The sequence below is a fragment of the Isachenkonia alkalipeptolytica genome (assembly GCF_009910325.1).
Taxonomy (GTDB): Bacteria; Bacillota; Clostridia; order Peptostreptococcales; family T1SED10-28; genus Isachenkonia; species Isachenkonia alkalipeptolytica.
Genome location: NZ_SUMG01000001.1, coordinates 203980 through 217869, shown reverse-complemented (window position 1 = coordinate 217869; position 13890 = coordinate 203980). Strand labels below are relative to the sequence as shown.

15 protein-coding genes and 1 pseudogene are annotated in these 13890 nt (G+C 40.4%); 5 read left to right on the top strand and 11 right to left on the bottom strand.

Annotated features, from left to right (window positions below):
- Positions 1–17 precede the first annotated feature (17 nt).
- The 6 genes and pseudogenes from ISALK_RS01030 to ISALK_RS01005 form a co-directional block, all read right to left on the bottom strand.
- Positions 18–287, bottom strand: a complete 270-nt coding sequence (locus tag ISALK_RS01030; protein ID WP_371723378.1) for a GNAT family N-acetyltransferase — start codon at positions 285–287, stop codon at positions 18–20.
- Between the two features lie 307 nt (positions 288–594).
- A complete protein-coding gene (locus tag ISALK_RS01025) occupies positions 595–1080 on the bottom strand; it encodes an ASCH domain-containing protein (RefSeq protein ID WP_160718375.1) in 486 nt (161 codons plus the stop codon).
- Between the two features lie 156 nt (positions 1081–1236).
- Positions 1237–1917 (bottom strand): annotated as a pseudogene (gene rpiA, locus ISALK_RS01020) (ribose-5-phosphate isomerase RpiA).
- A 245-nt stretch (positions 1918–2162) separates the two neighbouring features.
- Positions 2163–2783 (bottom strand): HD-GYP domain-containing protein, encoded by a 621-nt coding sequence (locus ISALK_RS01015; protein ID WP_160718374.1) that lies wholly within the window; start codon positions 2781–2783, stop codon positions 2163–2165.
- 125 nt (positions 2784–2908) lie between these two features.
- Positions 2909–3223 (bottom strand): hypothetical protein, encoded by a 315-nt coding sequence (locus tag ISALK_RS01010; RefSeq protein WP_160718373.1) that lies wholly within the window; start codon positions 3221–3223, stop codon positions 2909–2911.
- Between the two features lie 120 nt (positions 3224–3343).
- The gene (locus tag ISALK_RS01005; protein WP_160718372.1) at positions 3344–3490 is read right to left on the bottom strand and encodes a hypothetical protein; all 147 of its coding nucleotides are present in this window, start codon (positions 3488–3490) and stop codon (positions 3344–3346) included.
- A 103-nt stretch (positions 3491–3593) separates the two neighbouring features.
- Between ISALK_RS01005 and ISALK_RS01000 the strand changes: the two genes are divergently transcribed.
- Entirely contained in the window at positions 3594–4547 is a 954-nt protein-coding gene (locus ISALK_RS01000) for a helix-turn-helix domain-containing protein (RefSeq protein ID WP_160718371.1), read from the top strand.
- 66 nt (positions 4548–4613) lie between these two features.
- Here ISALK_RS01000 and lepB read toward each other — a convergent pair whose 3' ends face one another.
- The 5 genes from lepB to ISALK_RS00975 form a co-directional block, all read right to left on the bottom strand.
- On the bottom strand, positions 4614–5135 hold the full coding sequence (lepB, locus tag ISALK_RS00995) for a signal peptidase I (protein ID WP_160718370.1): 522 nt from the start codon (positions 5133–5135) through the stop codon (positions 4614–4616).
- 626 nt (positions 5136–5761) lie between these two features.
- Complete coding sequence (locus ISALK_RS00990) at positions 5762–6349, bottom strand: magnesium transporter (RefSeq protein ID WP_160718369.1); 588 nt, start codon at positions 6347–6349, stop codon at positions 5762–5764.
- A 106-nt stretch (positions 6350–6455) separates the two neighbouring features.
- Complete coding sequence (locus ISALK_RS00985; RefSeq protein ID WP_160718368.1) at positions 6456–8075, bottom strand: ATP-binding protein; 1620 nt, start codon at positions 8073–8075, stop codon at positions 6456–6458.
- Between the two features lie 287 nt (positions 8076–8362).
- A complete protein-coding gene (locus ISALK_RS00980) occupies positions 8363–9850 on the bottom strand; it encodes a flavocytochrome c (RefSeq protein WP_236660214.1) in 1488 nt (495 codons plus the stop codon).
- Between the two features lie 83 nt (positions 9851–9933).
- On the bottom strand, positions 9934–10719 hold the full coding sequence (locus tag ISALK_RS00975) for a response regulator transcription factor (protein ID WP_160718367.1): 786 nt from the start codon (positions 10717–10719) through the stop codon (positions 9934–9936).
- A gap of 477 nt (positions 10720–11196) precedes the next feature.
- Between ISALK_RS00975 and ISALK_RS00970 the strand changes: the two genes are divergently transcribed.
- The 4 genes from ISALK_RS00970 to ISALK_RS00955 are packed head-to-tail and all read left to right on the top strand — an operon-like array spanning position 11197 to position 13781.
- Entirely contained in the window at positions 11197–11634 is a 438-nt protein-coding gene (locus tag ISALK_RS00970) for a GntR family transcriptional regulator (RefSeq protein ID WP_160718366.1), read from the top strand.
- On the top strand, positions 11634–12530 hold the full coding sequence (locus ISALK_RS00965; RefSeq protein WP_160718365.1) for an ABC transporter ATP-binding protein: 897 nt from the start codon (positions 11634–11636) through the stop codon (positions 12528–12530). Before ISALK_RS00970 ends, ISALK_RS00965 begins: the two co-directional genes overlap by 1 nt.
- Positions 12511–13278, top strand: a complete 768-nt coding sequence (locus ISALK_RS00960; protein WP_160718364.1) for a hypothetical protein — start codon at positions 12511–12513, stop codon at positions 13276–13278. The genes ISALK_RS00965 and ISALK_RS00960 overlap by 20 nt, the downstream gene beginning before the upstream one ends.
- Positions 13278–13781 carry a hypothetical protein gene (locus ISALK_RS00955; protein ID WP_160718363.1) on the top strand — a complete coding sequence of 168 codons (504 nt, stop codon included), beginning with the start codon at positions 13278–13280 and terminating at the stop codon, positions 13779–13781. The genes ISALK_RS00960 and ISALK_RS00955 overlap by 1 nt, the downstream gene beginning before the upstream one ends.
- Positions 13782–13890: the final 109 nt, after the last annotated feature.

Genomic DNA, 13890 nt, shown 5'->3' with positions numbered 1-13890 from the left:
CCTCCTTATTGTTTCTTTTATCCTTTCTCTTCTAAATTGATCTTCACCCATTGAATTAACCGTTCTTTAACAAAACCTATTTTACGACTTAAGCTCATGGATCCTTGATTGTCCTCTTGGATATGGACAAAAGGGATCTCACCTTGTTCCCTCAGTTTTTTCATCATAGCAATACTCAATTCCCAAGCATACCCTTTCCAGCAATGCTCCGGCAGGACATGAAAAAATCCCATGGCTCCATCATCATGGGTTAGCATCCTGGCAACAGGCTTTTCTTTTTCATAGATTCCCAGTCCGATTCACTGCTGATGTAAATCCAGGGTTGATCACTTCTTCCTTTCACGATAACCGAGTCCCCTTCAATATTTTCAGTCTCAACAGGTTGTGTCTTGATGAAATTGATTATGTTTATATTGCGAACTCAATCCTGATATAGAATTTTCAGTGCATATTTTATGTTATTCATGGTAATTCTCTTTCCTTCCGTCTTCTTGATTTTTGTATTTTCCCATTAGATATTCTTCCACCCCTTTTCAGTTCCCCTAAATTTATTTTCTATCGAGGCGAAGGCAATCACGCGAACAAATGTCTCAATTACGAATCTTTTACTTGGTATACCACTTTAAAATCTTCAAATACTATAGGAAGGTCCTCGTTAAACTCATAACCTATTATTTCCCCTTCTTTTTTATAATATTTGATATGTCCTTTTTGCCAAGATTCTAATGTTTGATCTTCCCCTTCGCGCTTTGCAATATCATAAGTAACTTCAGAAAAAGGGAGAATGGTTACAGCGGTGGTTTCAATTACACATTTCGGGTCACCCTCCCAGTTCGTAACGATGCTCAAATCTCCGACTTTCGGTATAGGCTCTCCTGATAATTCAAAGCTGAATAGACTGCTGGCCGTAGCTTTCTTTTGCCCTATTAACACTAAACGCAGTAACTCATTGGCCCACTTTTCCGACAGCTCGAAATGAAACACCTCAATATATTTGGTGTCCTCGGATCTCCCGGTTTTTGATAAAAACCCTTCCCAGAATTCATTAATTCTTTGCTGTAAATATTCTTCTTTTTCCATTGCTCTTGCCCCCATACATTTAATGAACTTCCATAGTGAAAATCATTGCAACATCATTGTATTTAATAGCAACACCCACAACGACCTGATCAGTGATTCCCCGCCTCTGAATATTTCCATCTTGAGACATAACTACAGCGGCTAAATGCCCTTTATTCAAGACTCGGCTGTTTCAATTATTTCCAACTTCCCGTTACTTAAGCCCACAATTAATTTATGAACACATCCGATGAACAGGCCATTTTCTACGACCCCAGGGATCCCGTTCAGTTCCTGACTAAGATTTTTCGGGTTCTCTATCACTGGAAATTTACAGTCTAGGATGTAATTTCCGTTATCGGTAACAAATCAATGGTTATCATCGGTCATTCTAATTTCTGTTTTGCAATCCAGGTTCTCGATTTTAGCTTTTGTATTTTCTACACCGAACGGGATCACTTCCACAGGTAGAGGAAAGGAGCCTAACTTTTTTACCAGCTTACCTTCATCTACTATAACGATCAGTTTCTTACTGGCCGCTGCAATGATTTTTTCTCTGAGTAAGGCTCCGCCTCCACCTTTGATCAAATTTAGATCCTGATCCACTTCATCGGCTCCGTCAATTGTAGTATCGAAGGCATCAATCTCCGAAAAACTTACCATCGGAATATTTAACTCCATCGCCAATGTTTCCGATTTCTTTGAAGTGGCAATGGCTTTGATTTTTAAACCTTGTTTTACTCGCTCTCCGATTTTTACGATGGCCCAATAAGCCGTTGAACCAGTACCCAAGCCTACGGTCATACCATCTTGAAGCAATTCCGCTGCTGCTTCTCCGACGATTTTTTTCGTGTTCATGGTCTTACTCCTCTCAAAATTACTATTTCTTTTTATTCCACTAATATAAAAAAACCCCTTGATGCTCAGAAAGTAGACAGCTTTTCCTTTTTTCAGTTTAACAATTTTATACCCATTATTTACAATTTGAAAATAAAATGACAGCAACTTCGCCAGCTGTCACGTTAACTAAGTATAAGGTTTTCTTTTTAACCATTGCCTCGGCAACATGCTTTTCAATATAAAAATAGCTCCTTCACAGGAGCTTACTTCTTATTTGTATACGAAGTTCGAGCACTTAACAGAACTTTTCCTACAAAAACCTCTACAATTGTTGGATCAAACTGGGTGCCGGAGTTCTCAATGATTTCCTGAACAGCCTCTTTCTGACTTTTTGTTTTTTGATACACTCTGTTCGTGGTCATTGCATCATAGGCATCAGCTACCGCAATAATCCTTGAAAAAAGTGGTGTTTCTCCGCCCATTAATCCCCCCGGATAGCCTAGACCGTCCCAACGTTCATGATGATGTCGAACACATTTCGCCAGTTTTTTATATCTAATATCCGTTATTAATAGCCTATACCCGATTTCAGGATGTTTTTTTATCGCTTCCATTTCCGCTACGGTAAGTTTTCCGGGTTTATTTAAAATTCCCTGATCGATAAATGTCTTCCCAAGATCATGGAGTTTTGCCGCTTTGGCTAGGTTTTTTAGATCCTTATAACTCATGTTCATTGCTTTTCCAATAGCAATACTGTAAGATTCCACTTGCTCCGGATGATTATCCTGTTCCTCGCATCGGAAACTGATCGAATTTAAGGCGTGCTCTAAAACCGAGGTTTGAAAATTTCTTTGAATATCATTTTGATTCTCGTACCTCTCCATCAAAACACCTCCGTCATCCCTTAAATAATTATTACTTTGACCTTCCCTTACGGAAAACATGAGGTTTCCAAATTTTTTAAGCCAAAGAAAGAACCTCCCACAGGCTCTTCCTAAACAAATAGCACCTATTTATTATCTTTGCGTATATAATGAATTGTGTTTTCAGCAGCTTCAATCTCTTCCTTCAGCTCATGCAACCATTGTTCTATTTGATTTCTCATTTGAAGCTGTCTGTTAACAATTTCTAACTCCTCTTCATCAACAGTTCGTTCAACTCTTTTTCCCCGGTCATCATAATCCTTTAAATAGTTCACTCTATTACCATTTATGATAATGGAATGGAAGGTGCCCTTCGGAAGCCTTTTGAGTTGTTCCTCATAAAAGGAAATATCATTCTGACTGGATTTGATTTGTTCTTCCAACACTTCTTTTAAAGTCACCGGCTGTCCTCCTTACCCCACCAAAGTAACTTTTTATCAAAAATGTGGAGTACTATGTTATATGTTCTATCATCAATTTTATTCATCGGGTTTAATTCGGGTTTAATATGTTTACCCTTGCTACTTCTCTACCTCATAGGAAAAAAGAGCTGGAATGTCCCGTTCGCCATTGGGACTAATATTAAAATCTGCAAAAGCATGGCTCGCACTGAATAAAAGTAATGTCCCTATAACCAGCATCGATACAGAAATTTTTAATTTCTTCATTGGAATTCCTCCTAGTAATTATTTAGAATTTTCTTTATATACATGATATAATAATCACAGAAGATTACAACCCGATTGGAGTCGGGGTAACAGGAGGCTGCCTATGTTTGATACCTATGACTTAAAAGACTATAGTCTGACACTGAAAAGAATCAGAAAATCCTGTGGTTATACCCAAAGTGATGTTCGAAAGCTTGTGGGCATTCATGAGGACGGACTCAGAAAGATCGAGAACGGATCGGTAATTCCTAAATATGAAACCTTGCAGTTGCTTTCTAAAGCCTATAAGGTGGATTTATTAGAACTGTTGGCACACATGAAAAGTGATCAGAGTTTAATGGCCTACATCCAAAAAGTTAATGAAATGATTACATCCAATGATATCGAAAAGTTTGCATCGGTTTCTAAGGAAATCCATGTCTTTCTTGAAAAAAACAAAAGGGTTTTCCAGTTATTTAATTCTGATGAACCACTAAAACTGAAACTATATTTAGAAGCTATCGGTGAATATTTTGAATCACATCATGAAAGTTATGTAAATGCGGAAATATTATTAATCGAAGCTTTGACACTTTCTATTGAAGAAACTTTTACGATAGAAAATCTCCCTGATTATCCACTAAATTACTTTGACATCAGTTTATTGCTATTACTAGGTGTAATCAAAAGAGAGCTTAGTGATACCGAAAGTAGCACCCTAATACTTAATACTTGCTTAGAGCGGCTCGATATTTTCAACATAAAAACTGTGACGAATGACAGAATGAAATTAAAACTAATGTATAATTTAGCGTATAATAATCACACTGACGATAACTATGAGTCAGTTATTGAAATCACCTCTAAAGCCATCGAATTCGCTACTACCAACCATATTTTATATTCCTTACCGCAATTATTCTACAGAAAAGGGATTGCCGAATATCAACTTGGCATCGACTGTTATATGGATAGCTTAAATAAAGCGATAACTTTACTGGAAGTCTACGGTATGGAAGAGTTGAAGCAGAAGTTTATTCAAACCACTTTGAATTTATACGGTATTGAAATAGGCTAATCAATGGTTCTGAAAAAGAGAAAGACAACGGGCCAGATGAAAATAACTCCGTCACGCTGTCATCTTTCACTCAATTTTTCCGAGACCCTCAAAGGGATACAACCTCATAACCGCTTGACCAACAATATCCTCAAAATCGATGATTCCGATTTCCGGGCTTCTGCTGTCGAGACTGCTGCTTCGGTTATCGCCAATAACAAAAATTTTGTTTTCAGGAATTATTTCCTTGATATCTCCATGGGTGTATTCCTCCGCAAGATAATCCTCGCTTAAGATGTCGTTGTTGATATATACCTTTCCGTCGCTTATGGTGATCTCCTCTTCCGGAAGACCGATAACCCTTTTAATAAAGAGTTTTGGTTTTCCGTCTTCGTCCAACTGATTGGATTCAAATACCACAATGTCCCCTCGTCCTGGTTCATCCCTGTTATATAGGAGTTGATTTATGATTAACAGATCATTTTCCCATAGGGTCGGTTCCATGGATTGGCCCTGAACCATGGTGGGTTTAACAAAGGTCGTAATCAATAATGCTATAAGAATTGATACTACAATAGTTTTGATCCACTCAATTATTTCTCTTATCATCGGGATGGCCTCCTAGTGGGATTTATTAACAAAGATGACAGTGGGACGGTGTTTTTGTCATCTTTTTTTTATCCTTATCTCATTTTACCATCTATTCCTTCGCTCATCCATTAAACTTTCATGTTTTTCTAAAGTTCATGATTCTTTTTAAGCAGTTGCTTGCTTTTATCCTCTAAAAATAACCTTCGCTCAAAAGAGCCCCAGGGTCATCCCAGAGGCTTTATTATAAAAAATGACAGCGGGACGGCAGGTTGCGTAAAAACTGTTTTGTTACAAATTTTATATACTATATGTTGAATCCATGATTTAATGTTCAACTATATATAGCTGTTGATAATTATAACATCAGCGTTTTTACGCAGCCTGACGGAGTTTTTGTCATCTCCACTATTTTACATTTATAGGAAACCGTTTTATTTTATTCTTATTGTCTATCATATTTCTTTTTCCTTTAATACGAAGTTTTTTAAAGTTGCCTATCCTTCTACTTGCTTTAGAAAACATGCCTCTTTCCTAGAATGCCGCTTGGTCTTTTCTTCTATACTTCCTTAAAACCTAAAAAATGCCAACCCGAAGGTTGGCGCGGTGTTTTAATCCAATAATTTATACAATTTCAATTCAAGATCCTACATCAAATGCCCTAAGAAATGGGATACTAAGAAAAAGTAAATGATCAGTCCGGAGATATCCTTGATGGTGGTAATAATGGGGTCGGCTCCTGCTGCCTGGTCAATATTAAACTTTTGCAGCATAAAGGGGATTAAAAATCCAAAGGTTGTTGCGATGGTCATAGTCAATCCCAGGGACTGTCCCACGTCAATTCCCAGCCCTTCCACCGGTTGCCAGATGTTTGCAATCAATCCTGTGGTAACTCCACCGATTAAGGTAATAACTAAAAAGGGGAGTCTAACCGACCAGATTTGAAAGAAGGAACCGTCAATCAACTTCGCACTCCTTGAGAATTCTTTTTTATTCATACTTGCAAGTCCTGCCTTATCATAAATATCCTCGGTCAGTTCTTCTTCCAGGATATCCATGGCATCATCAAAAGAGACGAGCCCCATTAGATGGTTTTCCTTATCCACTACAGGTACCGCTAATAGGTCCAGTTCTTGAAGAATTTTCGCTACCTCCTGCTGGTCTGTGCTGGTCAGTACTTTAATCACATGATCGTTCATAATGTCTTTGATCTTATCCTTACTATTGGCCCTCATCAACTCCCATAAGATGGATCCGTACACTCGAAAATTCGAATGTATAGCTCTCTATATTAGGCAAGGGGAGGAAAGATATCCAAAGGAAAAGCTTCCGGAGATAAATTTACTCCGTCCCAGTGTCATCCTTGGAGAGGGTGATGTAAAAAGTGGTGCCTTCCCCCTCCGATGTATCTATTCTCAGACTGCCCTGATGAGAATCCACACATTTTTTTACGATATGAAGACCAAAGCCTCGATCCTCTCCCTTGGAACTATAGCCCTTATCAAAAATTCTTGAAGCATCTTCATGGGAAATTCCGGGACCGTTGTCTTCCACTTCGATTATTATATTCTTTTCCGATTCTTGAATAAGCAGCCGAATGAATTTATGCCCTCGGATCTCTGATTTCTCCTTTGTAAAACCGCCAACAACCGAAGCCTCTAGTGCATTATCCACTAGGTTCCCCACAATGGTCATCACACACTGGTGGTCCCCTGTGGTGATTTCAGGATCCATAACGAAGGATTTTTCATCAATCAACAACTGCACACCCTCTTCCTGGCAGCGATGGATTTTTCCCAGGAGCAGTCCTTGGATTTTTGCATTCCCAATGTTTTTCCCCAGGGTTTGTAAAAGACTCTCATTTTTTCCCTGGGTCTCTAGGAGGTAACTCTGGGCTTCTTCGATATTTCCCAGTTGAATTAGACCTAGGATCGCCTGTAGTTTGTTGGAGAATTCATGGGTGGTAGCCCGCAGGGAATCGGTAAGAATCCGGGCTCCAGTGAGTTCCTCGGCTAAGCGGGTGATATCTTTTTTATCCTTGAAGCTTCCGATGGCGCCTAAAAGTTTTCCTTTATGTTCTATCAGTTTTGTGCTCATGATAATTTCCTTCCCATGAAAAAAGCAAGTTACATGTTCTTCTGATCCTTTTCCCTGAAGCGTACGGGAAAGAGGATTTCCCGGGAACACCTCATCCACGGATTTTCCCTGAATATCAGGATTTTCCAGTGGAAGAATCTCATAGCCTTCTTGGTTGATATAGTTGATCCGGCCCTGATCATCAATGGATATTATTCCCTCACTTACGGTGTCCAAAAGACCCTGATACTTTTGATATAGGGTGCTGATTTCCATAGGCTCCAAACCCATCAGGGACTTTTTAATATTTCTTGACAAAATTAAGGCTGCAAAAAGCCCCATCATGGCTCCGATAAGAATGGAAAGCACCGTACCGTAATTAAGTTCGCCCCTTATGTTTTGTACGTTTTCGCTTAATATTCCCACGGCCACCATGCCGATCCGTTCCTGGTTTTCGTTATATATCGGCGTAAACCCCCGGACAGAAAACCCTAAAGTTCCCTGAGCTTCAGAGGTGTATTCCTCCCCGGTTTCTAAAACTCGGGTTTCATCTCCCCCTTGAAAATACCGCCCGATCTCTTCGGGATTCGGGTGAGAATAGCGGCGACCCTCCAAGTCGGTAACTACAATAAACTCAATCTTGTCCGAGGATAGAAGCACCCGGGACACCTGATCTTGAACCCTGCGGGGGTTCTCCTCTTTTAATCCTTCAATGATGCTCTCCATCTGAGCTACGGTCCTGGCACTATTCATCACTGAGGTTTCGATCTCCTGCACCAATTTTTCCCTTGCAATGTTTCGGGAAATTAAGCCCGATACTCCCAGAGCAATCAAAGTGGTAATCAATGCGATAATTATAATTTTTTGCTGGAGTTTAATTCTCATTCCACCTACCCCTTTATTTACTAAATTATTAGCTGTTTTACAATTTATCCTAGCCTTTGCTCAGCCATCCTTTTTTTATTCTTTTCGATTCTTTCTTATTTTTTCCAGGACTCGGATCTTTTCTATTCATGCTTTCAAGTAATTTTTTCCAACACTAGCTTTACTTTACCCTATTTCCCTTAAAAAATCCATTATTACAAAAGATCTTTATGTACAGAAAACCAATGAAGATTCCTTCATTGGTTTTCTAAAATTCTTCTTCCCATTTTTAACTCTGAAATATTATTTTATAAATCTTCTCCGATGGATTGTCCTGCAAGCCGACCAAATACCATAAGGTCTGCAAGAGCATTTCCGCCTAGACGGTTAGCTCCGTGGATCCCTCCAACGGTCTCTCCTGCGGCATAAAGACCTTCTATCGTGTCTCCCTCTTCATTCAATACTTGTCCTCGTTCGTTAATTTGAAGCCCGCCCATGGTATGGTGTACTGCGGGACCTACTGCAATTGCGTAGTAAGGACCTTGATCTAATGTAGTCTCGAGATCTTCTCTACCGAAATCTGCGTCCTCTTCTGACTCTACAAAACCATTGTAATTTGTTACGGTGTCTTCCAACGCTTCAGCATCCATGTCTAGTTCCTCTGCTAATTCTTCTAAAGTTTCCCCTTCGATAACCAATCCGCGGTCTACATAACTTTCGATGGCACTTAAGGATTCTCGCAGATCATGATCGAAGATCAGGTAAGAATAACCCTCGGTTTGCTCTAAGGTTGCTTCCGATACTACATCACGGGTATCCAGTTCGTTGACAAACCGCTCCCCTTCAAGGTTTACCAGGATTGCACCGTTTCCTCGAACCGCTTCGGTAATCATATAGTTCTCTTCAGGATTTACCGTCGGGTGGGTTTGGATTTCTTCCATATCGATTAAAGCCGCACCGATGTCTTGCGCCATGGTAATCCCGTCTCCCTCGGCTCCAGGATGATTGGTCGTTCCAAACCCTTCTAAATCTTCGTCGTAATCCGTGATCATGGTGGTGTTTGATCCAAATCCTCCGGTTGCCACAACTACTGCCTTAGCAGAAATCATATATTCATCTTCTCCGTTTTGCACAACAACTCCACTGGCCTTTCCGTCCTCTTCTAAAATCTCAATAGCTTCGGTTTTGGTTAAAATTTCTACACCTTCATCCTCCGCATTGGTTCTGAGAACTTCTACCAAATGAGGACCCACAGCGGCTCCACCGGTGGGTCGGTGGGTTCGGTTTTCACTGGACCCTCCCAGTCGGCCAACGTCACTCAGATCGGCTCCCATTCCGATTAACCACTCTACAGCATCCGGAGCATTTTTCGTTAAAATTTCTACGAGCTCAGGGTCGTTTTTGTCCTGTCCTCCGGTCATAGTATCTTCATAATGGGTTTCCCAACTGTCGTCAATATCCAAGTCTTCCTGAGGAGAAGTTCCCGCTGCATTCAGACCTCCGGTTGCCCGCAGTGTGTTTCCTCCTACAAAACTCATTTTTTCAACGATTACTACTTCATTCCCCGCTTCTCGGGCTTCTATAGCTGCTGCAAGCCCTGCGCCGCCGGCTCCTATGATTACTACGTCGGTCTCCCGATCCTCCGCAGCGGCTTCTTCATCTTCTCCATTTTCCGTGTCAACCGCTCCGTTTTCCTCTTCCGGCGCCTCCTCATCGGTGGTTCCGTTACAGGCAACAAAGGCCGTCACCAACATGAAAAAGATCAGTAATAATGCGATTTTTTTCATTAATTTCATTACTAGTCATCCTCCTTAAATTTGTTTGATGTTTCACAAACCAAGTATACCATTCGGCAGGAGGTTTTGTTAATGTTTTGTCATTATAGTTTATTTTGTTCATATTGTTCAAGGTTTTTCCAGCGGTACAAGTACTTCGGTCGTCCCACACTGCCGTACTCGATACTCATGGAAACCAGCCCCTGTTCATACAGAAACTCCAAGTAACGGCGAATCGTAACCCTTCCCAATTCCAAATGCTCCGCTAACTCCCCGGCGGATTTCCCTTCCTTTAAAAGCATTAAATACTCAGCAATGTAATGCAGGGTTTCTTTTTGGATCCCTTTAGTATCTTCCACTTTAAGAATTGCTTTTGGTAAAGAAGCTTTTTCTTTGCTTCCCGTATTGGTAAAACTTCCCTCATTATTTTTTGTCGGATCCTTATGGGCTGGGATGCCGGTGTTAAAACAAAACATTTGATCCAGTTGCTTTTGAGTGAGAATTTCCTCTTTTTCCAGCTGTTTTTTACGATCCATATAGGCTTCTAAGGACACGGCAAGTCGATTAAAACTAAAGGGTTTGATCAAATAGTCATAAACCCCAAGATGCCGGGCCTCTTCAATGGTGGCTTTTTCCTTAGCGGCACTGACCACAATCACATCCACTTCCTTTTTTGACTGCCTAAGAGCCAATAATACATCCAATCCCTTCATTTCCGGAATAAACAGATCCAATATAATCAGATCCACATCATTTTTGAGCAACCAATCCTTGGCTTCCCTGCCCTTTGAAAGAATTTCCACCAGTTGCAGGTCTTCAAAGGAACTAAGGAACTGTTCATGAATTTTCGCTACCATGGGATCGTCTTCAACAATAGCTATTCGGTACATAAGATCCACTCCTTAATGCTATCTTCTAAATCATTATTTGCTTTTAGAGTTTGTTGATTATTGTTTTTTATTTGTTTTGTCTTAACAGTAAGAATACCCGCTGTTTTAACGTTGAAGATTCATTACATTACTTTTATAATATACAGGCTTTTACCCTGCGTCAAGTCTATCCCCTTTAACCAGTACGATCTCTCTAGTCCCCTGCAAATGCAAATGAAAAAACCAACCAAAAGGTTGACTCTTTTAACGCCGAAAGGACAATTTTACCATTTGCCATTCCTGTGCATTACAACAGTATTTATGTCATAACAATGGATTTTTTTAGCGCTGTCTTAGATGACAGTTACTCCGTCCCGCTGTCACTTTTTACTTGACAAAAGCTTCTCCAAGAAATATACTAAGTTACAACACTAACTTAGTAATGCCAGATTAATATTCCATCAAAATGCCATCATCGGGAAAGGGGGATGACGATTTATGAAGGAGTTAGAAGGTTCTGAACCGATTTATATTCAAATAGGAGATTGGTTGGAAAATGAAATTCTTTCAAAGCGGGTAAAACCCGAAGAAAAAATTTATTCTCAATACAAACTCTCGGAGATTTTCAAAATAAATCCGGCAACGGCTTTAAAAGGGCTCAACCTATTGGTAGAAAAGGGCATTGTCTATAAGAAAAGGGGCCTGGGGATGTTTGTATCCCATGATGCCTTGAAAATTTTAAAAAAAGAACATAAAAATATAGTGCTGACCGAGCAGATCCGGGAATTGGTGGCAGAGGCTAAACTCTTGGATGTTTCGGAAGAGGAACTGATGAATATGCTAAAAAAAGAGATGCAAAAATCTTCGAATAATAAAACGGAAAATAATTATCAAAATAATCTACAAAGAGAATCTACAAAGGGGGATGATCAATAATGATCCGATGCGAAGAACTGACGAAGTATTTTAATGGTACCCAGGCACTGAACGGTTGCAGTTTTGAGATTTTGGAACCCACCCTTACCGGAGTAATCGGGGTGAACGGCGCAGGAAAAACCACGTTATTCAAGTCTTTAGCAGGATTTTTAAAACCTACAAGGGGCGAAGCCTATGTATTAGAGGAGCCGGCCTTCCAAAACATAGTTGCAGCCCAAAATGTGATGCTGATCGAGGAAGGGATGGCTTTTTACACAACTGCCTCGCTATATGAACTAATGGAGTCCTACAGACGATTTTATCAGAATTTTGATCAAAGTTTGGCTATAAAAATGACTGAGTATTTCCATCTTTCGGATAAAAAGAAATACAGTGACCTTTCCAAAGGAATGAAAAGCACCTTCCGACTGATTCTAGCCCTATCCGCAAGGGCTCCTCTAACTTTATTAGATGAGCCTACTACAGGTATGGACCCCGGTGTTCGTAAAGAACTATACGAGCTGATCTTAAAAGACTACATCAAAGTTCCCCGGATTATCCTGATCTCCAGCCATTACCTTGGAGAAATGGAGGAATTACTGGATAGTATTCTCTTTATTCACGAAGGTAAGGTGTTAAAACATGACAATGTGGAAGAATTCCAAACTTTTCTAAAGGGAGTTCAGGGGCCGCCTGAGCTGATTGAATCTCTGGAAAAAAATATAAAGATCTACGACCGCAAGGATTTCGGCGAAGGAATTCGTCGCATCATCGTAGAAAGCAAAGACCTGGAATCCCTCAGTTTAGAAGAAGATGAGATGAATAACCTAACTGTGAAAGGGATCAGTCCTGAAGATGCCTTCGTGTATCTAACCCAACGGAAAGGAGGGGGTATCGATGAACTCTATCATTCATAAGGACTCCCAAATGTCTGTAGCTTTTGAACAATTTAAAGACAAGCTCTATCATAATTCCTTTGCCTTTTTTCAATTGATTGCCCTACAAGCCTTGGGATATCTATTTTCTTTTTCCAGTAGCATGACAGGAATAGGTGATCAACATTTTATGCTCAGCATCCGTCATATCAGTCCCATTCCCCTTTTTATCATGAGTGTCCTTTGGATTGTTATCCAGGCTTTCGGCTTTTCCGGGGAGAAACGACGGGAATATTATATGGTCTCAAATAACTTCACCGCCTATTTTTCCGATATCGCGGTACTGGAGATCTATGCAGTAATCATTGGAATAACCATGGTCTTTTCAGGCCCTATGCTTCAGCTTCTAGGAGGTTTAGCCCTTGGAAATGCAAGCCTGGGCACAACCTATGATTCTATGACCGTCCTCCATTATCTATCCCTATTTATCACCACTACCTTTTACTCGCTGCTTTTTGGGGCAGCAGCTTACTTTCTAGGAATCCTAAGAATTCGTTACCAATCCTTCTTTGTCATCAGTAGTATCGGTTTTATTCTTCTGTTGATCGTAGGGAGCCTCCTGGGAGTCCGTTTCATCGGTCCCGACTTTAATATTGGAATTGCAGGGGTGATACAGTTTTACGCTCAGGAATCCCGTATCATTCTCTGGCTCATAAAAATCATCGGAAGCATTGGCGCCCTTTATGGCCTCATTTGGCTGGGGATTAAAAATCTGGAGGTGAATAAATAATGTATGCAATTTTACCCTTTGCGTTTATTCTTTTACTTGTCTTGATAGTCTTTCTCGGTCGCTTTTTCGGAAAGAAAATTTCTACTAAGCTTTCCCTTCAGTTAATGGGAGTTTATGGGGTCATTCTTCTTCTCTCTCCTTTCCTTGCCGCCTTTGCCACGGATCCTGTAAATGAAGATGACGGGATTACGGAAACTCCGGATTTTTATTATCAGGACATTCTTGAAGACTACGAAAACTATAACTTGCAGGATCTAAAAAACGACGATTATTTATCTATTCTTAAGGAAACGGTATTTGGTATTCCCACAGAGAATTTTTCAGAGGAAGACCCTTTTGTGATTTCCACTAGCGGGTTGAATGTCGACGGGTGGTACGACAGAGAATATGGATATACTATGATCGTAGAACGAAGCGATGAAGTAGAAGCCGTTGTCATAACCCAGTTTCAACAAAGAGCTTTTATTCAGGGTTATGAGGTAACCCAAGGGTTTGAACCCTGAACCTGGACCCTTGATGATTGGAGGCAGGACGACGGCCGTCTAAAGGCCGTTCTCAATCGTTCAGAAATCAACCTATTTACCCTTACCCCTCCGCCCTTTGCCTTCCAAT

Excerpts from the sequence above, each read along its gene's own strand:
- ISALK_RS01025 (WP_160718375.1), bottom strand. The coding sequence starts at position 1,080 with ATGGAAAAAGAAGAATATTTACAGCAAAGAATTAATGAATTCTGGGAA.
- ISALK_RS01015 (WP_160718374.1), bottom strand. The coding sequence starts at position 2,783 with ATGGAGAGGTACGAGAATCAAAATGATATTCAAAGAAATTTTCAAACC.
- ISALK_RS01005 (WP_160718372.1), bottom strand. The coding sequence starts at position 3,490 with ATGAAGAAATTAAAAATTTCTGTATCGATGCTGGTTATAGGGACATTA.
- ISALK_RS01000 (WP_160718371.1), top strand. The coding sequence starts at position 3,594 with ATGTTTGATACCTATGACTTAAAAGACTATAGTCTGACACTGAAAAGA.
- lepB (WP_160718370.1), bottom strand. The coding sequence starts at position 5,135 with ATGATAAGAGAAATAATTGAGTGGATCAAAACTATTGTAGTATCAATT.
- ISALK_RS00990 (WP_160718369.1), bottom strand. The coding sequence starts at position 6,349 with ATGAGGGCCAATAGTAAGGATAAGATCAAAGACATTATGAACGATCAT.
- ISALK_RS00985 (WP_160718368.1), bottom strand. The coding sequence starts at position 8,075 with ATGAGAATTAAACTCCAGCAAAAAATTATAATTATCGCATTGATTACC.
- ISALK_RS00980 (WP_236660214.1), bottom strand. The coding sequence starts at position 9,850 with ATGAAATTAATGAAAAAAATCGCATTATTACTGATCTTTTTCATGTTG.
- ISALK_RS00975 (WP_160718367.1), bottom strand. The coding sequence starts at position 10,719 with ATGTACCGAATAGCTATTGTTGAAGACGATCCCATGGTAGCGAAAATT.
- ISALK_RS00970 (WP_160718366.1), top strand. The coding sequence starts at position 11,197 with ATGAAGGAGTTAGAAGGTTCTGAACCGATTTATATTCAAATAGGAGAT.
- ISALK_RS00965 (WP_160718365.1), top strand. The coding sequence starts at position 11,634 with ATGATCCGATGCGAAGAACTGACGAAGTATTTTAATGGTACCCAGGCA.
- ISALK_RS00960 (WP_160718364.1), top strand. The coding sequence starts at position 12,511 with ATGAACTCTATCATTCATAAGGACTCCCAAATGTCTGTAGCTTTTGAA.
- ISALK_RS00955 (WP_160718363.1), top strand. The coding sequence starts at position 13,278 with ATGTATGCAATTTTACCCTTTGCGTTTATTCTTTTACTTGTCTTGATA.